23 protein-coding genes are annotated in these 25,707 nt (G+C 43.5%); 18 read left to right on the top strand and 5 right to left on the bottom strand.

Features of this window, described 5'->3' with window-relative positions; all coding sequences use genetic code 11:
* Window positions 1–4: 4 nt before the first annotated feature.
* The 13 genes from GDK41_RS18280 (at window position 5) to GDK41_RS18340 (ending at window position 16,249) form a co-directional block, all read left to right on the top strand.
* Complete coding sequence (locus GDK41_RS18280) at window positions 5–2,830, top strand: aminotransferase class III-fold pyridoxal phosphate-dependent enzyme (protein WP_152087910.1); 2,826 nt, start codon at window positions 5–7, stop codon at window positions 2,828–2,830.
* Window positions 2,805–3,887, top strand: coding sequence for a nitroreductase (locus GDK41_RS18285; protein ID WP_152087911.1), 1,083 nt, complete (start codon window positions 2,805–2,807; stop codon window positions 3,885–3,887). Before GDK41_RS18280 ends, GDK41_RS18285 begins: the two co-directional genes overlap by 26 nt.
* Before the next feature lie 10 nt (window positions 3,888–3,897).
* The gene (locus GDK41_RS18290; RefSeq protein WP_152087912.1) at window positions 3,898–4,659 is read left to right on the top strand and encodes an outer membrane lipoprotein-sorting protein; all 762 of its coding nucleotides are present in this window, start codon (window positions 3,898–3,900) and stop codon (window positions 4,657–4,659) included.
* An 8-nt stretch (window positions 4,660–4,667) separates the two neighbouring features.
* Window positions 4,668–6,077, top strand: a complete 1,410-nt coding sequence (locus GDK41_RS18295) for an ABC transporter permease (RefSeq protein ID WP_152087913.1) — start codon at window positions 4,668–4,670, stop codon at window positions 6,075–6,077.
* The gene (locus GDK41_RS18300; protein WP_152087914.1) at window positions 6,074–7,330 is read left to right on the top strand and encodes an ABC transporter permease; all 1,257 of its coding nucleotides are present in this window, start codon (window positions 6,074–6,076) and stop codon (window positions 7,328–7,330) included. Before GDK41_RS18295 ends, GDK41_RS18300 begins: the two co-directional genes overlap by 4 nt.
* 9 nt (window positions 7,331–7,339) lie before the next feature.
* The gene (locus GDK41_RS18305) at window positions 7,340–8,044 is read left to right on the top strand and encodes an ABC transporter ATP-binding protein (protein ID WP_152087915.1); all 705 of its coding nucleotides are present in this window, start codon (window positions 7,340–7,342) and stop codon (window positions 8,042–8,044) included.
* Between the two features lies 1 nt (window position 8,045).
* A complete protein-coding gene (locus tag GDK41_RS18310; RefSeq protein WP_152087916.1) occupies window positions 8,046–9,239 on the top strand; it encodes a hypothetical protein in 1,194 nt (397 codons plus the stop codon).
* Window positions 9,240–9,247: 8 nt separating this feature from the next.
* Window positions 9,248–10,264, top strand: coding sequence for a class I SAM-dependent methyltransferase (locus GDK41_RS18315; RefSeq protein ID WP_152087917.1), 1,017 nt, complete (start codon window positions 9,248–9,250; stop codon window positions 10,262–10,264).
* Window positions 10,265–10,291: 27 nt separating this feature from the next.
* Complete coding sequence (locus tag GDK41_RS18320; RefSeq protein WP_152087918.1) at window positions 10,292–12,994, top strand: PEP/pyruvate-binding domain-containing protein; 2,703 nt, start codon at window positions 10,292–10,294, stop codon at window positions 12,992–12,994.
* Window positions 12,995–13,306, top strand: coding sequence for a RedY protein (locus tag GDK41_RS18325; protein WP_152087919.1), 312 nt, complete (start codon window positions 12,995–12,997; stop codon window positions 13,304–13,306). It abuts the gene before it with no gap.
* A gap of 1 nt (window position 13,307) precedes the next feature.
* On the top strand, window positions 13,308–13,982 hold the full coding sequence (locus GDK41_RS18330; RefSeq protein ID WP_152087920.1) for a 4'-phosphopantetheinyl transferase family protein: 675 nt from the start codon (window positions 13,308–13,310) through the stop codon (window positions 13,980–13,982).
* Window positions 13,975–15,675, top strand: a complete 1,701-nt coding sequence (locus tag GDK41_RS18335; RefSeq protein WP_152087921.1) for an acyl-CoA dehydrogenase family protein — start codon at window positions 13,975–13,977, stop codon at window positions 15,673–15,675. Before GDK41_RS18330 ends, GDK41_RS18335 begins: the two co-directional genes overlap by 8 nt.
* An 85-nt stretch (window positions 15,676–15,760) precedes the next feature.
* Window positions 15,761–16,249, top strand: a complete 489-nt coding sequence (locus tag GDK41_RS18340; RefSeq protein ID WP_152087922.1) for a SixA phosphatase family protein — start codon at window positions 15,761–15,763, stop codon at window positions 16,247–16,249.
* On the opposite strand, the gene pdxR is transcribed toward GDK41_RS18340, so the two are convergent.
* Window positions 16,236–17,702, bottom strand: a complete 1,467-nt coding sequence (gene pdxR, locus GDK41_RS18345; protein WP_152087923.1) for a MocR-like pyridoxine biosynthesis transcription factor PdxR — start codon at window positions 17,700–17,702, stop codon at window positions 16,236–16,238. The two genes, GDK41_RS18340 and pdxR, sit on opposite strands and share 14 nt — an antisense overlap.
* A gap of 143 nt (window positions 17,703–17,845) precedes the next feature.
* Here pdxR and GDK41_RS18350 point away from each other — a divergent pair, with 143 nt between their 5' ends.
* Together GDK41_RS18350 and GDK41_RS18355 are read left to right on the top strand one after the other, a co-directional pair.
* The gene (locus GDK41_RS18350; protein WP_152087924.1) at window positions 17,846–18,421 is read left to right on the top strand and encodes a GNAT family N-acetyltransferase; all 576 of its coding nucleotides are present in this window, start codon (window positions 17,846–17,848) and stop codon (window positions 18,419–18,421) included.
* On the top strand, window positions 18,418–19,008 hold the full coding sequence (locus tag GDK41_RS18355) for an FMN-binding negative transcriptional regulator (protein ID WP_172971679.1): 591 nt from the start codon (window positions 18,418–18,420) through the stop codon (window positions 19,006–19,008). The genes GDK41_RS18350 and GDK41_RS18355 overlap by 4 nt, the downstream gene beginning before the upstream one ends.
* A 107-nt stretch (window positions 19,009–19,115) precedes the next feature.
* Here the strand turns inward: GDK41_RS18355 and GDK41_RS18360 are convergent, their stop codons facing one another.
* A complete protein-coding gene (locus GDK41_RS18360) occupies window positions 19,116–19,604 on the bottom strand; it encodes a hypothetical protein (RefSeq protein ID WP_152087926.1) in 489 nt (162 codons plus the stop codon).
* A 343-nt stretch (window positions 19,605–19,947) separates the two neighbouring features.
* Window positions 19,948–20,511: a YSC84-related protein gene (locus GDK41_RS18365; protein WP_152088284.1), complete on the bottom strand. Its 564-nt coding sequence runs from the start codon at window positions 20,509–20,511 to the stop codon at window positions 19,948–19,950.
* 543 nt (window positions 20,512–21,054) lie between these two features.
* On the opposite strand from GDK41_RS18365, the gene GDK41_RS18370 reads away from it, so the two are divergent.
* Window positions 21,055–21,627 carry a hypothetical protein gene (locus tag GDK41_RS18370; protein ID WP_152087927.1) on the top strand — a complete coding sequence of 191 codons (573 nt, stop codon included), beginning with the start codon at window positions 21,055–21,057 and terminating at the stop codon, window positions 21,625–21,627.
* A 93-nt stretch (window positions 21,628–21,720) separates the two neighbouring features.
* Here GDK41_RS18370 and GDK41_RS18375 read toward each other — a convergent pair whose 3' ends face one another.
* Complete coding sequence (locus tag GDK41_RS18375) at window positions 21,721–23,421, bottom strand: class I SAM-dependent methyltransferase (RefSeq protein ID WP_152087928.1); 1,701 nt, start codon at window positions 23,419–23,421, stop codon at window positions 21,721–21,723.
* A gap of 207 nt (window positions 23,422–23,628) precedes the next feature.
* Here GDK41_RS18375 and GDK41_RS18380 point away from each other — a divergent pair, with 207 nt between their 5' ends.
* Window positions 23,629–23,946, top strand: a complete 318-nt coding sequence (locus GDK41_RS18380; RefSeq protein ID WP_152087929.1) for an antibiotic biosynthesis monooxygenase family protein — start codon at window positions 23,629–23,631, stop codon at window positions 23,944–23,946.
* A 38-nt stretch (window positions 23,947–23,984) separates the two neighbouring features.
* Window positions 23,985–24,683, top strand: a complete 699-nt coding sequence (locus GDK41_RS18385; RefSeq protein ID WP_152087930.1) for a helix-turn-helix transcriptional regulator — start codon at window positions 23,985–23,987, stop codon at window positions 24,681–24,683.
* Window positions 24,684–24,984: 301 nt separating this feature from the next.
* On the opposite strand, the gene GDK41_RS18390 is transcribed toward GDK41_RS18385, so the two are convergent.
* A complete protein-coding gene (locus GDK41_RS18390; RefSeq protein WP_152087931.1) occupies window positions 24,985–25,587 on the bottom strand; it encodes a class I SAM-dependent methyltransferase in 603 nt (200 codons plus the stop codon).
* Window positions 25,588–25,707 lie beyond the last annotated feature (120 nt).

Below are 25,707 nucleotides of genomic sequence, written 5' to 3' on the forward strand. Positions count from 1 at the left end.
TAAAATGCAAATCAGAATTGGACAAGAGATCCTAAGTCGTGAAGCTTTGCTAGACAGCGCTGGACTGCTGGCTGAGTTTGTACAGGCCAATGGCGACACACTCATTTGGCAACATGACGAACAACGTATAGAAGTCCTCGACCTAGTTGGTGGGTTTGGTAGCACATTGCTTGGACACAATCACCCTGAACTCGTTGAGACCATGCAGCACAGCTTACGTGCCAATCGACCCATGTGGGTGCAAGGTGCACAGCGCCCTATCGCGAAGCAATTACGAGAAGCACTGGCTGAAAAACTAAGCACAGAAACAGGCAAGCAATATCAGCTCATCATCCTCAATACCGGCACTGAAGCCGTTGAAGCCGCACTAAAACATGCTCAATATGAATATTTTCAGCGCCTTAGCCAGGCACAAACACGCAGTGCCGATAACTGGCGCGAGTTTATGGCGCGTTTATCCCGTAACGAATTGAGTATTAGTGAAGCGTTTTTTAGCAAAGCCGAGCAATTACTTGGCCAAGAGCCCATTGAAAGCATTGAAGAATTACAACGCGCTCTGCAATATCGTAACCAGCAAGCGTTCAACTTGCCAGCCAAAGTGGCTGCGTTTAAAGGTGCATTTCATGGCAAAACACGCGGCAGCCTCGCCACAACGTACAACCGAGATGCACGCCTGCCCTTTATTGCAAACAACCCTGATGCGGTATTTATTGAAGACTGTGACAGCTTTAAGCAAACGCTTTCTGCTTGGCAAAGTCAATACTGGCACATTGAATTTGAACCTTTACGCTTGGTTGCCAAGCCAATCAATCAGTTAGCCGCGGTGATCTACGAACCAATTCAAGGTGAAGGCGGAGTCGTCCCGCTTGCGCAGCAGTACATCGATTTACTTCACGAAATAAAACAAAGCCACCCAGATACCGCCATTATTGCTGATGAAATTCAATGTGGACTTGGCCGCACAGGGCATTTTTTAGAAAGTGTCGCACGCCAAGTACCCAATGATTACATCACCTTAGCCAAATCACTTGGCGGAGGGCTATGTAAAATTTCTGCCGTGGCAATTGATGCCAGTCGTTACCATCAAGAATTTAGCATGCTGCACAGCACTACTTTTGCAGATGATGACTTAAGCTCAGCAGTTGCCCTAAAAACTTTAGCCCTACTAGAGCGCGACGACATCGTTCACAAAACGCAAAGCCTAGGGGAAGCGTTTTTAAGCGCCTTGCAAGGACTTGCCAATGATTACCCAGACATGATCACTGAGGTAAGGGGTAAAGGATGTATGCTAGGTATCGAGCTTGCTTCACAAAGCGAGCATCCTAGCGCAACCATTTCAGGCTTAGACAAAGAAAACGTACTTTCAATGGCACTGGCTGGCTACTTATTGCATCGTCACCATATTCGTATATTGCCATCGTTAGGTAAACGCCGCGTACTAAGGTTACAACCTTCAAGCTACTTTGCGCACGAAAATATAGCCAAAGTGGTTAACGCTCTAAAAGCGGCATTTGAGCTTATTCGTGCGCATAAAATCGCTCCCTTAATGTCTCATCTTATTCACACAGATATCAGTGAGCTTGCCTATCATGAGCGCTTGCATCACCCCGTGCGCGAAGAAAATACCCCAAGTGGTATTGAAAAAGTGGCATTTATTAGTCACCTGATTGATCAAGACAGTCTAAATGAAATCGACCCAGGCTGGCGTGTGTTTGATGAGTATGAGCAAGAAGAGCTCAACCACCATATTCTGCCTGTGACTATCCCTAGTGTACTTGCCAGACGAAAAATTATCTCGCTAAGTGGCCGTGAAATTGAGCTGGTGCTTTATGGTATTCAAATGGATGCTGAAAGCATCGAAGCAGATAGACGTTTCAACCGCTCTACAATCATTCGCTCACAAGTGCATGAAGCCTATCGGCAGGCACGAGAAGAAGGCTGTAAGCTAGTGGGTTTTGGAGGCTATACCTCGATTGTAACCAGTAATTGCTGCGACTTTACTTACAACACACCAGCGGCTACATCTGGCAATGCGCTAACCGTTGCAGCAAGTATCAATACCGTTTTAAGTAGTGCAACACAGCACGGGATTGATTTGAAGAAAGCGACCGTCGCAATTTGTGGTGCTGCAGGCAACATTGGGCAAGTACACAGCGCGATACTTGCCAAACATTGTCATAAATTAATCCTGATCACCCGTAATGCAAGTGCAACCAATATGAACGACACATTACGGGTTATTTGTGAACAACTATACCTTGGCATAGAGCAGCAGATAAGTGGTGGCAAACTCTTAGAGAGCTGTAAAGAGTGGCTAACGCCACGTATCGGTGATGACAAGCCTGAAGTTATTCAACGCGAGCTTAAGAGCATTTTGCTAGCTAGAGGCTTGGTAGTAATAAGCGATAATTTTAATGATTGCCAGCAAGCCGATGTCATTGTCAGTAATACCAGCAGCCCAACGACCGTATTTAGAGCTGAGCATATTAACGCACATAAACCCGTGTTAATAAGTGATGTCGCTGTGCCCAGAGATGTGCCCGAAGATATTGTGCTAACACGCCCCAACGTTAAGCTCATTCGTGGTGGTGTCGTCAACCTCACGCAAAATCCAGAGTTTACTTTACCTGGTATGTTATTACCTAAAGGACAGGTATATGCGTGCTGTGGAGAAACAATTTTGCTTGGCCTAGCAGGTGCCTTTTCCCATTTTAGTATGGGCGCTTTAACTTGTGCTCAAGTGGAACAAGTACAAGCTTTAGCCGCTATACACGGCTTTGAGTTAGATCAGGAGAAACCGCAAAATGACTCATTGCAAGCCGTTAGCTAACGTTGTTAGCGAATGTATTGAGCTGGCTAAACTGGTGCCCTCATCACACAATTGCCAGCCTTGGCGCGTACATTTGCACCACGCAGGTATGCCTTTTGATGGCACGCTGAACATAAGCATTGATAGTGAGCATACTATCAATGCGCTCAGTTCATTAAAAAATGAAATGCTAATGAGCTTGGCAGGTTTCAGCTGCGCTTTAATCAACTTGTTAGAAGCGTCAGGTGTAGTGTGTGAGGTACAAAGCAATACCGCTAACTTAAGTGTCATTGATAACGAAGATACGCAGGTATTTAGTGTGTATCTGACATTAAAACCAGATAGCGAAGACAAAACTCGTTTTGTACGCTTAAGCCAGTTATTGCAAAACCGCTATACACACCGTGGTGAGCTACATACAGATAAACCGCTGCAATGGCAACAAGACATACTTGCAACCAAACTTTGGCCTAATGAGCAATTACATTGGCTCAAAGTAACGTCACAAAAGCAAACTCAAATAGCTAAGTTAGTGGCGCGTTTTGCCGCATTGGATTTTAGCCACCGAAAGGCATGGCAAGAAACCTATCAGTTTATCGACTTTGCCAAAGGTAAACACGTCAAAAAAGAGCGTGGTTTTAATATACAACAGCTAATGGGCCCAATGAGTGCGTTCAAGCGTCGTATTAATCAACTACTGTTGCACCCGAATACCATGCTTGTACTAAACAAATTTGGCATGGCACAAAAAATGGCCGACATGCTAGCTATGTTAAGCGAACAAAGCGCTCAGCTCATTTGCTTGTGTCACAGTAATAAAGCCGATACTACCGCTTGGTTGGCTGCTGGAGAATATATGCTCGAAGCTTGGTTACAAGCAACAGAGCAGCAACTTGCAGTACATCCATTAAGTGTACTGTTACAACACTCTGACGCCAAAACAGCACTACATCACACATTAGGCGCACAACATAGCCCGATGTTTATCGCACGCGTAGGCAAGAGTAATGCTGAGCAAAGTTTCATTGCTCAGTTTCGCTATCGCACCTCTTTATCTCGAATACTAACGCAACACTAAAAGGACCGTTATGAAACAACTTTTTTTCTTCTTTATCATTTTGCTAAGCAGTAATGCCATTGCAAATAGTAAAGATCAACTAGGCTCATGGATTGACAGCGCAGAGCGTATTTTACGAGCTAAAACATCCGCTTCAGTGCTTTCAATGGCGATTAATAAAGCCGAGTACCAACGTGATTTTACCTTATTAGTGCTCACCGATGACCGTAGTGAGCAACAAAAGGTTATGGTACGCATGCTAGGTCCGGCTTTATGGCGTGGCAATGTCACGCTCAAAGTCGATGACCGAATCTCATTTTTTGAACCACGCAACAAGCGAACAACCGTCATGAGTAGCTCCATGTTGGCATCCAGCTGGATGGGTAGCCACTTTAGTAATGATGATTTGATGCGAGAAACCGACTTAGCAACACACTATGCATATCAGGCTGCCAAGTCATGGCATCAAGAAAGTCGAGACTACCACCTGATTGAACTAACCCCCTTACCCTCAGCACCTGTGGTTTGGGGTAAGGTGATGTATCGCTTGTACATTGACGATGGCCGAGTATTTCCTGAACAAGTTTCTTATTACCGCCGCAATAGCGATGAGCAACCAGAGCGTACGCTGACTTACAGCGATGTAAAACAAATGGATGGCTTTAAAGTACCTACCATGATGGAAATGCGTATTTCAGACAAACCTGACGAATACACGCGCATGCATTATCAAAAAATAAAATTCAATAGTGATTTGGCTGCTAGCAAGTTCACTGAACAAGCGTTTCTGTAGGAGGTCGCATGGGATTATACATTCGCCTCGCTTGGCGCAACCTGTTGCGTAACACAAAGCGCAGCTCGGTCACCGCTTTGGGGATCACTTTAGGTATCGGTTTTTGTATTACCACTTTGGCAATAATGGATGGACTTAGCCATGACTTGATCACAGGCACCACCCAAGGCCAAGTGGGCCACATTCAGGTGCATGAGCAAGACTATCTCGCAAAGCGTCAACTGCAGCAAACCATTGAAAATAACAGTCAAGTGCTCTTAGAACTTCGAGACCTCAACTCAGTTAAAGCCGCCGCAGCCAGATTGTATAGCTTTGGCTATCTCAGTAAAGATGACAAATCGATTGGGGTTAGTTTATTAGGGGTAGAGCCTAAACATGAACGTCAAGTCACCTCTTTAGCTGAACAAATCGTAGATGGTTCGTTTATATCTGAGCCAACACCTTGGCCAAAAGGCCAAGCTCTCAGTGAAGCGCAACTAGCGCTTGATGAGCAACTCACTGAACAAGCCATTGCTAATGCCTTTGCCGAACTAGATGGCCTAGACACCACCAGCAATGAGTTACAATTGCACACTAATGAGCTGATTGACACACTGGCACCGTTACCATTTACGCTTCCTCAAGTGGTTCTGGGTGTAAAACTCGCTAAAAACTTGCAGGCAAATGTAGGCGATGAAATCACCTTATTATTTGAAACAGCACAAGGCGCACAACAGTCATTACAATTACAAGTAGCGGGCATTAGTCGACAAGGTACCGATCTTATTGACCGCACTCGTATGATATTTCACCTTGAAGATCTGCAAAAATTACTACAGCTGCCAAATCAAAGTCACGAAATTGCTATCTCTACAATGAATCTTCAAAAAGTGGATTTCGCACAGCAAGTGATTAGTGATGTGCTCGGCTCAAGCTACCCACAATTAAGCGTGCAAACTTGGTCACAATTGCGTCCTGACATCTTAGCCCTGATCCAATCAAACCAAGCATTAATGGGTACTTTGGTATTTATCATTTTCTTAATCGCCGGCGTTGGCGTCATGAACGCGATGCTGGTTAGTGTGATGGAACGTCGTAAAGAGCTGAGCTTGCTAAAAGCACTAGGCCTAAAAGGCCCCAATGTTGTTTGGCTAGTCACGGTTGAAACACTGGTTTTAACCTTTGTAGCCTCAATTGCGGGCCTAGCAATGGGGATTGTACTGGGGAGTTACCTACAAAAATACGGCTGGGACATCAGTCAATTCGGCGAGTTTAGCTTAGCGGGCGTGGGAATGACCAGCGCACTCAAAGCCAAATTGACCCTCAATAACTTGTTAATCCCGGTAATCGTTATGTTCGTTATCGCATTACTAGCAGCGCTTTACCCTGCATTCTCTGCAGCAAGATTAGAACCAGCACAAGGAATGAGAGCCTCATGATCCATAAATTAGCTTTACGAAATTTGTTGCGAAACAAGCGCCGATCCCTTCTGACTTCACTGATCATCGTATTTGCATTTAGCATGATGATCTTATTTATGGGGTTATCAGATGGTGGCCACAAGGCGATGATTGATATCGGCGTTAGAATGGGGCTAGGCCACGTTGTTGTTCAGCACCCAGAGTATAGAGACGACCCAGCACTTAGCCATTTGCTCGATAACCCAGAGCAATTAAAGCAACGATTGAAAGCGACTGATGCCCGCTTAACGCCCGTTGCAAGACTGCGCTCTGATGCGCTAATTCAAGCTGGCCGTCATGGTGTTGCATTGACAATATCTGGCGTTGAGCCACTGTTAGAGGCCCAAGTGTCTGCCATTGCTGATGACAAAGCCATTGTGCAAGGAGAAACGTTAGCAGCGTTTACCAACAGCGCTACCCTGCAACGTCTTTCAGGCATCGTCATTGGCGAAACATTGGCACAGAACTTAGAAGTTCGCATTGGTGATACCGTCACGCTAACGGTTAAACCCGCCAGTGGCGGCGATTTGGCACGCTCAGCGTTTGAAGTAGCGGGTATCTTTAAAACTGGATTGCATGAGCTTGACACGTTTTGGGCTGAAGTGCCGATAGATGACTTGCAAGCTTTACTCGAAGTTCCCGATCAAGTCAGTCAAATTGCACTTTATACGAGCGCTGGCAGCGACAACGTTGCACAGCTTGCCACTGCTTTAACGGCACAATTTCCGACATTAGATATTTTGCCGTGGCAAACCGCTGCACCTGAATTGTATTCAGCGGTCACCCTTGATGCTGCCGGCATGTATTTGTTAATGCTCATTGTTTATGTGGTCGTGGCTGTTGGCATTCTCAACACCGTATTGATGTCGACTTTCAGGCGTCAAAAAGAGTTTTCAATGATGATTGCACTTGGGGCTCGCACCAGCACCGTTACTCAGGTTGTGTTGCTAGAGGCTATTTACCTGAGCGCCTTTTCGCTCACCATTGGCTTAGTGCTGGGCCTTTGGGGACACCATCACTTTGCAACACAAGGACTCGACTTTAAAGAAGTATTTGGCACCGCGATGGAAGCTGGTGGCGTATTACTACCCGAGAAATTTTACTCAACATTAGAGCTAAGCAAGTTATCACTGAGCGTCTTGTTCGTTTTTGTTTTAACTATTCTCGTCACCCTTATTCCAGCAATTCGTGCTGGACACCGCTCACCTGTTGCAGCCAGTCAAGAATCGTAAGGAATTAACATGATCAAATTAACTCAAATTAACAAAATATTCTCTGACAAACACCAGTCTTTTCATTGCCTAAAAGACTTGGATTTAGAGGTCAATCAAGGTGAATTCACCGTCATTGCAGGCCCTTCTGGTTCTGGAAAGTCAACCCTACTGAACATTATTGGCCTACTCGATAAACCAAGCTCAGGCAGCTATGAGTTTGATGGACAAGATGTCGCTAAATTAAATAGCAATCGCTTGGCAGATATACGCAGAGAAAAAATTGGTTTCGTGTTTCAGGCGTATAACTTAATGCCCGTGCTTACAGCGCTGGAAAACACCGAGATGATCATGGAGTTTTGTAACGTTGATAAAAAAGTTCGTCGACAGCGTGCTATCGAAACACTTGAAGCGGTCGGGCTTGGTGATTTTAAAAACCGCTTTCCAGCACAGCTAAGTGGTGGTCAACAGCAGCGTGTGGCGGTTGCCAGAGCAATTGCGGCACAGCCACTATTAGTCATTGCGGATGAACCTACTGCTAACCTAGACTCTCGCTCCACAGAAAGCTTGCTGGATTTAATGCAATCACTTAATGAAGATCTCGGTGTCACATTCTTATTTAGCTCGCACGACCCACGCGTTATCGAGCGAGCACACCGCGTTATTCATCTGCAAGATGGTCAGATCGTCAAAGACGTAAGCACCCATAATAATGGTCAACAGGTAGCAGTGTAACGTGAAGTCCTTGTTACTTTTTATTGCCTGCACAAGTGTGCAGGCAATTGGTTTTGAAGCAGATGAAGACTTTGCCGAGCTATTCGGTGAAGCGCCCACCTCTAACTCGCAGGTAAGTGGGGTATTTGAGGCAAACTTAGTCAGTGTGGATACGCCCTTGCAAAACAGCTGGGGAAGTAATCAATTTGCGCGTCTTGAGTATCAACACAAACAAGATGACAACGTATGGGTGATGCATACGCAATTAGATTTTGACTACCTAGAAGACGGGAGTCTGCTGAGTTTATTTGCTAAGCAACCGGTGGCAGATAGAGCACTCGACCTTGACTGGCAAGAACGCCACGATCGCCAGCTTTGGTATGCTCAAGTCGATTGGGCTTATTGGCAGCGCGCGTTTAACAATGCCAGTATCACCGTTGGCAGGCAGCCTGTAACGGTAGGTTTAGGGCGGCTCTTTTCACCGCTTGATCCGCTAGGCGCGTTTAACGTTTTTGACTTAGACAGGCTCTACAAAAGTGGTGTAGACGCTATCAAGCTTGACTATTTTGTCAGCGACACTATGCAAACCCAAAGCATCCTTACGGTTAATCAAAACGACAAACTGCAGGGCTTACAAACTATTAAAGGCAACTTGGAGCAAGGTGTATGGCTTCTAAGTGCTGCTATTCGTGAAGAACAGCACTATATATCCGCCAGTTTACAGCGCTATCAAGCTTGGCTTGATGCCGACGTTTATGGCGAGCTTTTGTATGGCGATTTAACATCAAGTGCTCAAGCACAGTTTACAACCTCACAGCAAAAGCGCGCTTTATTAGGCATGAGCACCAAGGTGGGTGCTAACGGTAGCCTGACTTTTGAATTTTTATACCAATCACTTGCGGCAGATGAGCAAACTGACTACCGCCTTTGGCAACAACGTTATGCCCACTCACAGATAACTCCTATGGGCTTAGCCAAACGCTATATGGCGTTGTCGTATAGCAATGAGTGGCGAGATTTAACGCGTTACGAACTACTGGCCATGCATAACTTGGTCGACAGCCACAGCACCTTATCAGCCGTTGTCACTCACTCTGCCAGCGATAATTTACAACTTAGACTAGCGCTCGCTTGGACACCCAAGCAAGGCATACGCAACAGCGAATTTGAACAATTTGCTGACTTACTTCAACTTGGGATCCGCTATTATTTTTAGGTTAAATCATGCAACTAACAACATTAAAAAAACTGATTTTTGAAAAAAATATTTTCGCTTTTTTGCGACTGGGCAAGCACGTTGACACCGTATACCGTACCAGTTTTGTAACCGCAGCAAACGCCAGTGGCTTGCTAGAAAGTTTGCAACAAGGCAATAAAAGCCTTGAGCAACTACAACAACACTTACGCCTAGACGGCACAAAGCAAGAAGCGCTCAGCGCCTGGCTTGAGTGTGGCGTGCGTCTAAAAGAGCTCACGTATAAAAACGGCCAATATGCCCTAAAAGGCAAACTCAGCAAACACCTTGCCAAGCAAGAAAACCAGATTGCAGCGGCCATGTTTGAAGAGGCTATAAGATACCATTACGACGCACTGCTAAGCGCACCAACACGAATGCAAAATAATCAAGCTTACCAACTAGCAGATCAAGACGGCAGCCTTATTGCTCGTTCATCACAAATTTTAGAGCCTTTCGTTGAAGAGGCAATTGAATGGTGCCTCAAGCGTGTATCTACCGAACCAAAGCATATTTTGGAAGTAGGCTGTGGCGCGGGTCAATATTTAGTGTATCTGCATAACCGCTTACCTGCTTGTGAGATCACCGCCATCGACTATCAACTAGCCGTGGTAGAGCAAGCGCAAAGAACGCTCAGCGCCAACCAAATTACCAATATTGATTTAAGACATGAGTCGTTCTTTGAATTAGCGGGTGAGTCCAGCTATGACCTGATCACTTTGCACAATAACATTTATTACTTCCCACAAACGCAGCGTATGCAGGTGCTTAATCATGCCTACAAGTTACTCAAACCCGGTGGCCAGTTACTGATGACCACCAGCTGCCAAGGCGGCAGTAGTGCAATCTCTGCGCTGAATTTATGGTTTAGTTTAAGTGATGTAGGCGGTGTTTTACCTGATGCAGAGCAGTTAACCAATACCCTAAAACAAGCACAGTTTAAAGAAGTACAACACAAGCGACTGATGCCCGGTGAGAGCTACTTCGCCTTTGCCGCAACCAAATAACACGTATTTAGAAAAAGGAATCCTTCTATGAACAACACGGTGGTTAAATCTTCAACTTCCATAACCGAGCACGTAGTAGGCTTTGCCAACGCACCCAAAAATAATGTATCGCTATTTGGGGGCAAAGGGGCCGTGCTATGCGACCTATATCAAGCAGGACTGCCTGTACCCAACGGGTTTTGTATTAGTATTGACATGTTTAAAGCATTTATCGCTCATTATGACCTGCTTGCTAAACATCCCATCAATGAAGGTATTGAACAATGGCGCAGTTTGGCAAAGGCCATTATTGAAAGTTCAATGCCAAGCGAGCTGGCAGACTTGATAACCTGTGAACTGGTTAATCTAAGTGGGCCGGTCGCAGTGCGCTCATCAGCCACCGATGAAGACGGTCAAAGCCACTCTTTTGCTGGGCAGCATTTAACTAAGCTTGGTCAGCAAGGCGAGAGTGAAATACTCGATGCAGTGAAGGCTTGCTGGGCGTCTGCATTTAGTGATGCGGCATATGAATACCGCAAAGCCACGGGTCAACAAACTGAACTCCCTACCATGGCGGTTGTTGTTCAACAAATGAAGTTTGGCGATGTCTCGGGGGTCGCGTTTGGTCAACACCCAACCAGCCTCAATAAAAACGAATTTTTAATCGAAGGCTGCTTTGGTCTATGTGAGGGACTCGTATCAGGGCAAGTCAGCAGCGACAGCTTTGTTATCGACAAGCAAACCAACGAGCTTATCTCTCAGTCGATTCAAAACAAGCAACAGCAAATTGTGTATCTCGATGGGCAAATCAAAAAAGTGGATATTCCAAAGCAGATGCAAAGTGAGCCCACTTTAGACCCTATGACCATTAAAAGTCTGGGCAAACTCCTGCACCAAGTTGAAGACTTTTACGGTAAAGCCCAAGATGTTGAGTGGACGCTTAGCGAAGGCAAATTATGGTTGCTGCAAAGCCGACCTATCACTTCTATTGCCCAAGACAATAGCGATGACAATTTCTATTTAGGCAACCGCTCTGAGCAGCTGCAAAAAGATATCTTATGGTCACGTATGGATATCGGTGAGATTTTTACCGGCCGTATGACGCCACTGGGTTTGTCTTTTGCTCGTTATTATCAAAGCAACGTACATATTGAGTGCGGTAAAGGGCTGGGCTTACTAGATTTAGGTGAAGCCGACGAAACCATGGCTTACTATCGCGGTCACGTTTATCTTAATGTCTCTTATACCGCTTGGCAGCTTGCACAAACTCCGGTCGGGAAAGACCAAACACCATTTTTAGTGCGCTTTAGTAGCGAAGCAATTGACTTAACTGGTTATAAAAACCCTTATGGTGAGCAGCACTCACACCCAAACTATTCATCAGGACAATGTGTTCGTCATTGGATAAAGCAAAATATCCGCGAGTTTTTCCAAGCCAAACGTCGCGCTAAAACCATGGTTGAGTCACGCTTTAGAGAATATGACCGTGTGCAGCTACAAAACATCGACGCCATGGACTTAAGCGCGCTACAACGCGAAATGACCCATGCACTCAAATACTTTAAAGCCATGCATGAAGGTTACCTGCCCTACTATATTAATGCATTTGCTTGTTATGGGCTGTTAGAAGAACTCAGTGCTCAGTGGCTTGGCGACAAAAGTAAGCACTTGCAAAATCAAATAAAAGGCGACATGTCTAACTTACGCACTGTTGCCAGTGCACAAGAGCTTTGGCAATTGTGCCAAACGTTAGAACAATGGCCAAACGTACGTGATGCATTTGCCAGTCAAACCATCAGCGAAATAGATAGCTTTTTAAACAACACCACAGAAGGGCTACGATTTTCACAAGGTCCTTTGGCTAAATTTATGCGGGAAAATGGCGTACGAGCGCGTGAAGAAATGGAGCTTACCCACCCTCGTTGGTTAGACGACCGCACCTATGTTTTACAAATGATCAAATTGTACCTAGCACAAGGGTATGAAGTTGACGAGGCACTACAACAGCAACAGCAGCAACAACAATTAACCAGTGAAGACTTGCTCAAAGAACTTAGCTGGTCAAAACGTTGGGTGATTAAGCGTGTTATCGCCTTGTACTGTGGCTGTGCCAAGCTACGAGAAGAAACCCGCATGAGTATGATCACCTCTATTTGGTTAGTGCGCCGCGTCGTTTTTGAAGTAGCAAAACGCCTGGTAGAAGCAAAGCATTTAGATCATATTGATGACGTTGCATATCTAAACTTCGAGCAAATATTGCAATACTTAGAGGGAATGATAAGCGCTACGGAATTAACCTCTAACCAAGCGCTTCAAGCCCGCCGCGCACAATATCAAAGCTGGCTCGCTCGCCCAGAGCCGCCACTAACTTTTATCGGCAAACCAAGCAGTCAGCCCGATTTGATCCTTGACCCAACTGCGACGTCACTCCAAGGACTTGCAACATCGAAAGGTTTTATCGAAGGAAAAGCCTGCGTTATTACCGACCTTGCCAATCAAGTTGGCGAGTTTAAAAAAGGCGATATTCTAATAGCACCTTTTACTGATGCTTCATGGACCCCTTTATTTGCACTAGCAAGCGCCGTGGTAACCGACATTGGTTCAATGCTTTCTCACAGCTCTATTGTGGCGCGTGAATTTGGTATTCCCTGCGTTGTAAATACCAATCATGCAAGCGCTTTAATTAAGACGGGCGACCACATCATTGTAGATGCCGAAACAGGCCTAATAACATTAAAAAAGGACGACTAAATGTCTATTATCATTGATAAAATTAAACTTAAATCTGCTGACAACCGTGCTGCTTTTGAGCAGTGGGTAACAGACACTGATTACCTTGCTTGTCACGATTTAGCGTCGGTAGAGCGCTTTGTTGTAAGCAAAGTGACCGATACTGACTGTGATTATGACTATGTAGAAGTTGTAAAAGTAACCAGCTTAGCGGCATTTGAGCAAGATATGCAAACCCCTCTGTTTCAATCTTTGGTTGCTCGCTTTAGTGAGCTGGCTGACGTGGTTGAAACTATTCAATCTGATGCGCTAGCGCCGGGTTATCAGTGGTAAAATGCCCTTGCTAACATGCTACTACCCCAGCACTAACAGCGCCGTATACATCGTGCATCTCGATGTATTACAGCGGCGCTTGTCTGTTCCTTCACAGCGGCAGTACTTACTGGCACAGCTCAGTGAAGATGAACATGCCCAATACATGCGCAAGCCTTACAAACGCCAAGCACTTGCTTGGTTGGGTGCACGGCTGGGGGCTAAGTGGCTGTTAAAAAATACGCTTTTCAGTACGCTGCCAAGCGCAAAGATACAAATACAAAAAACGGCCAATGGCGCGCCATTTTGTGCGCGCTCAGGTCGTCCATTAAGCATTAGCCACAGTAACACGCTTGCAGGCGCAGCAATCAGCAATCACCCTGTGGGTTTAGATTTAGAGTTCAGCGAGCGCTTTTCGGCACTGCCAACACCTTGGATAAGTCCACAAGAAAAACAGGCTCACCCTAATCTAACCATCAGCCAACTGTGGTGTATTAAAGAAGCGCTATACAAAGCGGCTGGCTTTGGTCCATTTACTCAGTTTTGCCGCGCTATTGAGCTTGAGCACACAACACACAAACAGCTTACGGTTCGCCACACAACAAGCAAAAAACAACCAATACAGAAAACATGGCGCTATAACCGATGGCAGCTCAAACAACACGATATTCTATTCCTAGAGCCATATTATGAATGAACACAACAACGCCTTTATACACGCGGCGCAACATCTAGAAAACAACCTAAGCGATCCGACTCAAGATACATCAGTTATTAATTTTGCCCGCTCTGTAGCAATTGATGAGCAGCAAGAATTTCCAAGGGAATACTTAAGTCATTTACATAGCTTGAATTACTTTGACCAATTTGTTCCTCACTCCCTCGGTGGAACATTAAGCGATCTTTCAGAGCTATTAATGGCCTGTCGACTGGTCTCAAGACGAGACCTAAACGCCGCAATCGCCAGTGGCCAAACGATGCTAGGCGCCTTACCCGTCTGGTTGTGTGGCAGTGACGCGCAAAAAAAACGACTGAGCAGCCATATTTTACAAGGCCACTTAGGTTGTTTAGCGCTGACAGAGAAAAAACATGGTAGCAATCTGTTAGCCAGCGAAGTCACCGCCACAGTTGACCAAGACGGTTATCGACTCAACGGCGAAAAATGGCTGATTAATAACGCCACGCAAGGCCATACCATGACCTTGTTGGTACGCAAGATTGAGCCAAATGGACGAGAGTCTTTAGCTGTGATGCTGCTTGATAAAGCAAAGCTCAGTGATTATGAAAACATCGAAAAAATCGCAACCCACGGTATTCGCTGCGCCGATATCAGCGGTATCCGTTTTCACAATACGTTAGTAGCTAAAGATTGTTTAATCGAAACCGCCGAACCGGGCATTTTCGGCGTACTTAAAGCACTGCAGATCTCTAGAATCTTGTGCGCTGGCTTCTCGTTAGGCGCATTTGATACCTGTTTACGCGTGACATATGAATTCGCGCAAAATCGCGCACTTTATCAAAAAACAGTGCTTTCAATGCCAACCGTGCAACAAGGACTAGGACGTAGTTTTGCCAAACTGCTGTTAGCTGAAATACTTGCAACTGCGAGCATTCGGGCGGTCAGTCATGCCAGTCGCTCACTAAGTATGTACTCTGCCGCTTGTAAATATTGGGTCCCACGCCAGACTGAGCTGGCGCTTGATGAACTCAAGGTCATTTTGGGCGCTAGGTACTATTTACGCGAAGAGCACTGTAGTGGTATTTTCCAAAAAATGCTCAGAGACAATGCCGTAGTCTCCTTGTTTGATGGCAGTAGCCAAGTAAATCTTGGTTTGATCTCGGCGCAAACTAACGCTATCTCAGCACAATTACTAAAAACACCAAGTTGCCACGAAGAGTTAAGCCAGTGGTTTAGCCTTGATGAAAGTAAACCATTTGCAGCACTCGACCAACAGCAATTTGCCGTTAATAATGCAGGCCAAGACCCTATTCTTAGCGCATTTTTGGCACGCTTTAGCGACGGTTCTCAAAACCACCTTCCACCATCGGTCATGACCCAGTGTTTAATACTGAAACAGCGTATTTTAAGCTGGTGCGATGATGTACAAACGCTGCAACAAACCGAACAAAATGAGCCAACCAGCGTTGTGCGTTTTAATAAAGCAAAACAATACACAACACTATTAAGTGCAGCATGTTGCGCGCTGTTTATTATTCATAACGAAACACATCCACTGCTTGGTAACGCCGACATCGCCACTGATTTGCTCTCATTAGTACTCAATGATGATGACATGTGGTTGCCTTCAAAAGCACTACTTGAGGCATTAGATGAGCAAAACCAGCACCATAAGTTGTTTTCATTGTTCCCTATCTCATTGGCAAAGTAAGCTCGCACCTTGCCAATAAAGGGACATTGCCAGGCAACTCAGCATTTGCTAGAGTTGTTTGGCTGTCACTATAAAAGATAACATCATGAAAATTAAAAGCCTTTTTTTACCTTTACTGCTGCTAAGCAATGCCGCCTTGGCATTACCAGAACACATTATTTTATTTCGCCACGCTGAAAAAGCTAAAGGCACGAACCCCGAATTACTCGAAGCAGGGCAACAAAGAGCGCACCACCTAGCTACTCTTTTTAGTGAGTTATCAATCAGTCATTTATTTAGTACTGATTACAAGCGTACTCAGCAAACTATCGCACCTTTGGCGCACACACATAACTTGCCAGTGCAAAGCTACGACCCCAGTAATTTAAAAGCCTTTGCCGAACAACTGAAGAAGCTTAAAGGTAATATTGTGGTGGCAGGTCACAGTAACACCACTCCAGAGCTGGTTAATTTTCTCAGTGCACAACAAGTCAGTATTAGTGAAGATGAATTTAATAAAGTATTTGTGGTCTCTTTTTCCGATAAAAACAAGGCGCACGTTTTAACGCTTAGCTCAGACATCAAGGGTAAATAACGCGCATTAGTGCCATAAGCCCAGCATGCATCTGCGCTTCACTTTGCCCTGCAAAACCGAGTCGAATATGACTAACGTCACACGTATTTGGCTTTAATGAACGCACGCTATGGGCAAAGTAAAATTCGTCTTCTGTTTGCAAATAGATACCCTGCTCGTGTGCACGACGCTTCACATCTTGCACATTAACTTGGCAATTCACCCACATCGCCATTCCTCCATCAGGTTGCAAAAATTGCAAAGGCAACCCTTGGCGCTGGCATTGGGTTAAGGTATCCGCCATCGCTTGGTAACGCACTTTGTATAGCTTAGTTGTGCGCTTAAGGTGTCGTTCAAAATCTCCGCTAGACATCCAGTGAGCAACAGCAAGTTGGGTTAATACATCATTTTTATGATTAATAAGCTGTTTGTGGGCGCGCATTTGCGCCAATATTTGCCCACAAGCGGTTACATAACCTACTCGAGCTCCTGCAAACATCAATTTTGAAAATGTAGAAATATAAATCACGATCCCTGCTGGGTCATCAGCAGCCATTGGCTGTAACGGTTGGCATTGATAGTGAAACTCATGGTCGTAATCGTCTTCAATGATAACCACACCATGCTCATAACAAAGACGATAAATTTGCAACCGCCGTGTAGGTGATAAAGTCACTGTTGTAGGGTATTGATGTAATGGCGTTAAATACAACATCTTAATTTTGTATTGCTTTAACTGTTTGGCAAAATCATCTACACACAACCCTTGCTCATCCTGTTTAATATCAACCAAACGAGCTCCGCATGAAGAAAATGCGCGGCGAGCTGGCGGATAGCCTAATGTTTCGCAAGCAATATAATCACCTGGTGATATAAATGATCTCGCCGCCAAAAATAATGCTTCTTGTGAGCCATTGCATATCAGCAGATCATTGCACTTTAAACTTCTCGCGCGCACTAGGTAATCTTGTATTTGTGCTTTGAGCTCACTTACTCCTGCAATTTCACCGTAATGTAGTTGGTTTATATCAATATGTCGGCACGCTTTAGTAACTGCACGCTTGTATTCATTAAACGGAAAACGATTGATATCCGGTAAACCTCCGGCAAAATTATACTTGTAGTCGTTAATATTAATCGTTTTGGGCTCTGGTAAAGGGTCTGCAAAAGATAAGTTCATTTTCTCATAAGCAGGCTGCTTTTTTTGCTGTGAGCTTGACTCTATTGGCAAAGAGCGCGTAACAAAGTACCCCGACTTTTCACGCGACTCTAGCCACCCTTCAGCAACCAACAACTGCAAGGCATTCATCACCGTATGGCGGTTTAATTGATAAGCCACTGACATGGCACGCGCCGAGCTAAGTTTAGTTCCCTTAAGCAGTTTTCCGCTTTTAATAGCATCTCTAAAGGCTTGTGCTAATTGCAAGTATATCGCCCCACGACTTTTACTCGCTTTAAAATCTATCGGGTGCACAACAATTTCTCTCAATTAAAAGGCTCGCAATTACATTAGCGCAACACATAATTCTGGTCTAGATAAAAAATAAAAACTGGTTGTTTAGTTTAAACCAAAAAATTTTAAAGTACGTGCATCATTAATCACTCAAGAGCTTCAATATGTTAGAAAAACGTACTTTAAGCACTGATAAAGTCAGCCTAAAACCCTTATTAGAACAGCACTTAGACGAACTTTTTAATGCAGGGCAAGACCCCAAATTATGGCGTTGGATCTTAGATAACTATTGCAAAACCCCACAAAGACTCAGTGACTGGTTTCATAAAACGGCACAATTTGATGCGCAGCAGCAATTAGTGATGGGAATTTACTGCAACACCCAACAAAGAATTGTTGGCACCACTCGATTGTTTAGACTTGATAAACATAACCTAAGTGCTGAAATTGGCCACACTTTTGTGGGTGTGCCTTGGCAGCGTAGCTGTATAAACACCCACAGCAAATATCTGTTACTAAAATACGCATTTGAAACACTCAAACTTGTGCGTGTCACATTTGGCACCCATGAAAGCAATCAACAATCAAGAGATGCCATTGCGCGTTTAGGTGCTCGCTTTGAAGGTATTCAGTTTAAAAATAGAAAGCTCGTTGATGGTAGCTTTAGAAACAGTGCTTTATTTAGCATTATCGACAGCCAGTGGCCTCAAATAAAACAACAACTGGAGAGCAAACTGTGACCTATCCACCACGACACTTTCAAGATGATAACCAAGAGCGGATTTTGGCTTTGGTAGAGCAAGCGCCTTTAGCAACTATTTTATTCGGACCTGAAAACGAACAACTCAATGACGCGGTTTATGCGCCCCTAATATTTGATAGTTCAAAGCAATTATTTATCGGACATATTGCGGCCAACAATCCACTAGCACAACATCAAAGTACGGTGGTTAAAATGCTGTTTCAAGGCCCTAATGGATATCTATCGCCTAACCATAGTGACGCATTAGTCGTGCCTACTTGGCTCTATGCGAATGCACAATTAAGTGGTCAATTTCAGATGGTCAATGACTATGAGCAAAAGCTGAGCATGATGAATTTGATCACCGACCATTTTGAGCGCACATTTGACAGGCCTTGGCCGGTATCAGCCCTTGATGACGCCAAGCGAGATACTATGTTCAAGCATATTGAGTTTTTCACTGTTGATGTACAACACTGGCAAGGTCACTTTAAGCTTAGTCAAAACAAACCACAGCGGGTGAGAGAGCAAATCAAACAAAGCTTGTCTAATCAAGGTTATAAAGAATTAGCGACATTGATCTAAGCTCGATTTGCCGTAATATAAATATGTAAACAAATTTTAGAACAAGACGCACCAAACAAAAATGGCCAACATATAAGTTGACCATTTTTGCTTTTTGCTAAATCAATCTAAAGCAATATGTTTCGAATTACCTGAGACGCTTGAGATAAGTCAACTAAGCGACGCGCAGCTTCTGCACTTTTTATACCCTGAATAGCTTCAAAGTCATCCAATAACACTGCGTGGTCGTAATTGTGTGTATATGCGTTTTTTACGTAAACCAATACATAACATCGCATCGATACCTTATCTAACGCCCTAAAAAAATTAATGTCACTTGATGTTAATTTAGGTTTAACAATACCACCTATGTGCTCAATAAACACATGTTTAACATACACTGAGCGCTTGTTGAATCGGTATTTTGTTACATGTCTTAGGCCAAGTTCAGCTGAGCACTGCGTATGTACATCATTACCTAATTGCACAATTCTCTTCTCGCCAAATAAGCGTCGTATGATGCGACTAAACAACGAGGATTTTTGTGCATCTACATTGAGATTATTCACAAATACACACCCGTGGTTTGGCGTGATACGGTCCATTGATACATGCATTTTCACCTCCTTGTTGTTAATAATTTATGCCAAAAGATTAAATACCTTCGCGTTAGATACTGACCTATTAGTAAGCACCTCAAACTCTATGGAATAATTTGGCATAACAGAATATTAATATGTTAATAACCAACACCAAAAGGCAAAAAAAACAACAAAAGTTAACAAAAGGTGTATTTAGAGCGATTTTGCATGTATTAAAATGTCAACAAGATGACTCTTAATACTTTAAAATCATAAACGTGGCTAAAAAGAGGAGTAAATAACCGTTATAGTTTAGGAAATAGCTGAAAGGTGATAGCGCTTGCACTAGCGAATTTGTGCAAGCATCGCACTATCAGGGTTAATTGAGTTCATCATCAACCCAAAATTTAGTTCCCTTAAGAACCGCTTGTAATGCAAGCCCTGTTTCTGTCAAAGAGTAAACGGTTACATCATCTACCACGACTTCAGCAGCAACAGCACCCCCTTGATGTTTGTGTTTTGCTGCAGCATCTGCATTACCACCAAAGGCCCAACCATGTTCTATAAACCGCTGTAAAGCAGCTGAGGTATGAAAAACCATCACAACACTAAAGTCTTTCGCACCAATACCAAACCCTATACCCGCTTCAGCCATGTTCATGTACGTCTTAGCACCAGTTTGGCGATTAACAGCAACACCATACCCGCCACCAAAACTTGCGATGATCACGTTAACGTTTGCGTTATCAAATACAGCATACCCGGCTGAACTGGCGATTTGTTGCTGTACGTCCGGTTTTTGAGTGTACAATTTAGACAGCACGTCACTGCGCATACTTTCAACCGCTGCGCGTTTTTGCTCCACCGACTTACCACTAGAGCTTGCACAGCCCGCGATCAGTAAAGCACTCAATACAAAAATAGCGAATGAACAGTTTCTCATTGGTTGGCCTCGAACATTAATCAAAAGATTGCTATCAAACTCTTGTAGTTTAGCAACGGCAATATAGCTATGAGCTGAACTAGTTAACCTCAGCTGCACATAAGAGAATTTGCCCAATAAAGCTATTTCACTCACTCTCTTCGTTATTTTCATTTGTAATAGCTCGCTATTACTTCACGAAAATGCCTTGATAGTGAGCGAAATATCGTCATTGGATATTGAAGGGGTTGCAATGTCTCTCTTCTGAGCTATCAAAACTCTTATCCGCAGCTGAGGTTAGTTAAAAACACAAGGTGCGCAAGTTTGCATAAAAAAGGCCGCTTAACGCGGCCAACATCATGGGTAATCATGAAGGGATAAGTGTGAAAACAGAAATAGTGTAGCGTCGCTTTTAGTAAATAAAAACCACATTATTATGGATAGAACATTCGAAAAAATCGAAGTAAAAGTATTTCATTTAAAAATATTAAATTTGCTTTAAACCTTTTTGTAAGCCCCTACGACTAACCTTTTAAACTCAAAATGACCCTAAAGGCAACGACTATGTTCAAACGTTTAGCAACCACAACTTGTTTTACCCTAGCAGCAATTTATATCTCAACTTCTTTTGCAAGCACAATGCAAAAAGAGCAACCTGTCAATGCCATAAGCGACGATGACTATCGAATCGTCGTTTTTGAAAATTGCGAAAAAGTACTAGAACAACCACTAAATAACGCGCAAGTTAGTAGCTTTTTAGCACTAGAAGAGCAATCAAAGTTAATGAAACAACTAGAGGCTCCCGTTCAGAAGGTGTCGGCTCAAATGGGCAAACTAGGACATCAAATAGAGGCTATTTCAGATAAAGCGTTTGTAAAGCATGGTGATAAATTAACGATTGATAAAGCCTTACTTGCTGAACAAAAAAGTGTTTCTCAGCAACTTGAAGCCTTGGCCGATGCACACAGTGATGACTTTAAAGCGCTAGAAAAACAAGGCAAGCATGTAGAGTCAGCAGCTAAACACTTTGAGTCTCAAATAAAACCTATGATTGGCAGTTTGGAAAACGCTCAAATACAGATCCTCGAGCCGGGTGAATTGGCAAAGCCATGCAGTACTTATATCACGCGCAGTTAGGTTTAAAGAACCACAATTAAGTAATAACAAAGTCGACCTTCAATTTTGATAATGTCGACTTTTTATCATACTTGCTAATAAAGTTAGTTAATCCTATTGCTTAATCGCAAAAAAGTTATACATTCCCATGAAAAAATCAGGGTAAAGCTGTTCAAATTCAGCCCAATGTGACAATGACTCTCCCGATTTAAGCGGTTCAAAATCGTCAAGCGCGCGCTGATATCGAGCCTTTTGTACATTATTCAACGCCATAGAACCAAAATTCAGCCCTGCTGTTGTTAACATTTTTTCAAGCGTTGGCAGATCATAGTAAGCTTCTTGTGGATGAAAAATAGCATCCATCATACCGTTACTATTAAAAAAGTCGTTAGAGTTAAACCATGCTTCACTTTTCTGTTGCTCGCTCCATTGGCTACGCCACAAAGGAAGTTGCTCTTTTGTAATATTGTCACTGCCAAAGAAGCTAAGCACGCTCTTGCGTATATGAGGTAACTCACGTCGACCGAGTTCGCTATAAAAACCTAAAACCATGGTTCTTTGCGGCTTTAGTAGTTCAGCTAACACCTTAAGTCCACTCTCTGGACTGGCCATATGGTGTAATACGCCAGTACTGATTATAAAATCATATTGCTGAGCAAGCTGCTTCGCCTCTAGTATGTCTAACAACCTAAACTCAACATTTGATAATTGATAACGTTTTACCATTTGTTGTGCATAACTAATGCTCATAGGACTGATATCTATGGCCGTAATGTGCCCATCAGGGTTGGCAAAAGCTAGCTCTATGACTTGTAACCCCGTGCCACAACCCGCTATCAGAATATTGGGAGCAGGCACCGCCTTCATACCAAGTCGCGCCATACATTGCGTCACACTCAATGCACTCATGTTCACCACTTTATATTTAGGGTATGGATTTTCTTTATAAAAAGACTGTACCGTTTTGGATGTTTCGTTGTTAAGTTCACTGGCAATTTCTATCGCACCGCTGCGAACCGATTGATAAAAATCAAGATCAGTCGCTAGCTCATTCAACTTGTAGTTATCAAAGGCATCATCTGCTTGCGCCCATATAGCCATCGCCTCATCAAAGCTGGCATAACATAGTTTCAGTGCTACAGCCTCAGATTTAAAAACAGGCTCACAAGCCTCTAGCTGGGCTAGCAACTGTTCTTCTTCTTCAGTGGTATGGTACAGGCCATCGTTCAACAAATTTTGACACGCAATCGCCGCCATTGTTGGTAAATAGTGCCTTGCATCTAAATTGTTGGCTATACACCTAAGTAGTTCTTTTCTACCCAGTAAGATAACTTTTTCTAGTTGGTGATTCGCTATTATCGTACGTGAAACAACATGATAAAAAGTAGGGTCGCCAAGCATGTCCTCTAAAGGCTCATTGAGCTCAACGATAGACTCTTCCAAGACTTTTTTATATTTTGACATTAGTTGAATTCTAAGCAATTCAACGGCTTGTCCTTCAAGGTATTTATGCTCCAACGCTTTATGTAAGGCTTTTTCTACCGGTTTAAGGTAAGAGGAAAAACGACCTGATGTGAGCACCTTTAGCAATACAACTAGTTCGCTCGGTTGATACCCGCCAAATTGACAAGCATCTACAGCACAGCCAAGTGCTTCAAAATGATTACCCAAACTTAAATTACATAAAGCCAATCCTGTATAGGCTGCGACATTTTGTGTTTGCTCATCAACGATATTTTCGAACGCTTTTGCTGCTTGAGCGTACTGTTGTGCAGTTAATAAGTTTTGTGCGTGCTTCAATTGGCTGGAAGACATAAAGGTAAGCAACCTATTTGTAAAAGTGTATTTCTAAACACTATATAAAAAATATTAAAAATCAAGATGATGTTTATAGTTCATTTAAGAGCCTGCACTCGCAGCGGTCAACCATTAGTCAATTGGGTATGCCTCCTGACACTCCCTGACAGCGCCATATGCTTTACTGTTACCAACATAAACAAACCAATAAAGTAAGGAAATCTCATGTCAGATAATGTATTTGAAATTGTTGAATTTAAGTTGGCTGAAGGTGTAAGTGAAGCAGACTTTTTACCATTAAGTAACGCTTTTGAGAGCTTTTTAGCCCAGCAGCCAGGTTTTATGTATCGCTCTCTTGCTAGAGGAAATAACAAAGCGGGTTATGTAGACATTAGCTACTGGCAATCAGCACAAGATCTCGAACAATGCGAAAAAGCATTCGAAGGCTCAACTGTATGCAAAGAATTTATGACCGTAATCGACAGTGAATCGGTGGTTATGACGCGCCATGCAATCATTGCACAAACGCAATGTAATGGATAAGCTGCGCTGATATATTATCAATTTAAAAGTACGTTCATATGCATAAATCGGAGCGACTATTTCAGCTTGTTAACCTGTTAAAAGGACGACGGCTTGCTATTACGGCAAAGCAACTTGCTGAGCGCTTTGAGGTATCTGAGCGTACTATTTATAGAGATATAGAATCGCTACAAGATTCGGGTGTACCTATACATGGTGAAGCCGGTATTGGCTATATAATCAATGATCATCCTCTTCCTCCTATGATGTTTAGCATTGATGAGCTGACAGCCCTCCTACTTGGCAGTAAAATGGTGAGTGCATGGACCGATCCTACCCTGAGCAATCATGCTAAAGCCGCAATAGAAAAAATTGAAGCTGTTCTTCCTGCTAACCTTAAGCAGCAAAGCGAAAACTCACCGTACTTAGTATCGAGCTTTAATCATGGCAAACAACAGCAAGCATTTAGCGCATCTTTGCGCAAAGCCATCGAAACCAGTCTGTGTGTTGAACTGCACTATCAAGACGTGAACCAAGCCCTCAGCAACAGAGTGATTGAGCCTTTAGGATTAGTATATTGGGGTGGCAAATGGACCTTAGTCGCGTTTTGCTTACTGCGCCAAGATTATCGTGAGTTTCGTTTAGATCGAATGCAAAGTGTGACCGTCACACAAACCTCGTTTACTAAACATAAAGAAAAGTGTTTAGAGCATTACATTGCACTTATCAGAGCCAAGTACGCAAACCAATGTGATTAATCAAGACGTTATACTAAAACCTCACCATTTTGGACTCTCTTACTTTACTAAACGGGCCTTAATTTGACGGCCCATATGAGCGCATACACTTAGCCTGTAAGTTTATACGCTCGATATAGTTCATTGTTACGCTGCGTAGAACAGCTAAGCCTATAGGGATACCAATCCGCGTAACTAAATGGCCTATTTTGAGGCTAAAGTACCTTGTCGCTAGCAAGGCAAAAACGCTATGGTTTAGTTGTTCAAAATAAGAAATTTTAACGCCGCTAGCACCTGGTTTAACCCTTAAAATCATTAGGTGTTATTGCGAATTGATAGTAGCTGTTTTGGTTGCTTCAACAATCAAAAACTCGCCTTCTGGCGTCCAGAGCAATTGTTTTTTAATGTTGGCAAAGTTAAATTGCTCAAGCAATAATTTAATACCCGCAAAAGCTTTTAAATCGTCATTCACCTTCAACTCACCACCTGTTGGGGTATTCATATCTTCACATAACCAGATTTTGCCCCCCAATTTTAAGCCATTAAAAACTAACTGCATTCCCAGTTTAGGGTCGCTCCAATGGTGCAAAGAAAACGCCGCAATGACTAAATCGATAGACTGCGCGTCAACGCTTAGTGATTCAGCGCCTGCTTGCAAAAACGCTAGCTGCGCTTTACCTAACCCTGATTGTTGTTTTCGTTTGTTTGCCAATTCAATCATTTTATCGCTAGGGTCAAGCGCTAGAACCGATACTCCCTCCGCGTGGTTAGCCAAACACACACTTAAAAATCCGCCCCCACAACCAATTTCGATGACTCTGGTATTATTTGATACTCCTGCCAAACTGGGGATTTGACGATGAAAGTCTAACTCACCCCACTGTTGATCGTATGCTAGTGCCTGTTTTTCATTCCAATGACTCATAAATTAAATACTCCAAAGTAAAACACCAGACTATTTTCGCCTAACCCAAAGGCAATATTTAGTGCTAATATTTGCTTTAAATCGGCTTATTTTTAGCATTACTCGCAGCAACACCATTAC

This window comes from Pseudoalteromonas sp. A25, assembly GCF_009176705.1.
In the GTDB taxonomy this organism is placed as follows: domain Bacteria; phylum Pseudomonadota; class Gammaproteobacteria; order Enterobacterales; family Alteromonadaceae; genus Pseudoalteromonas.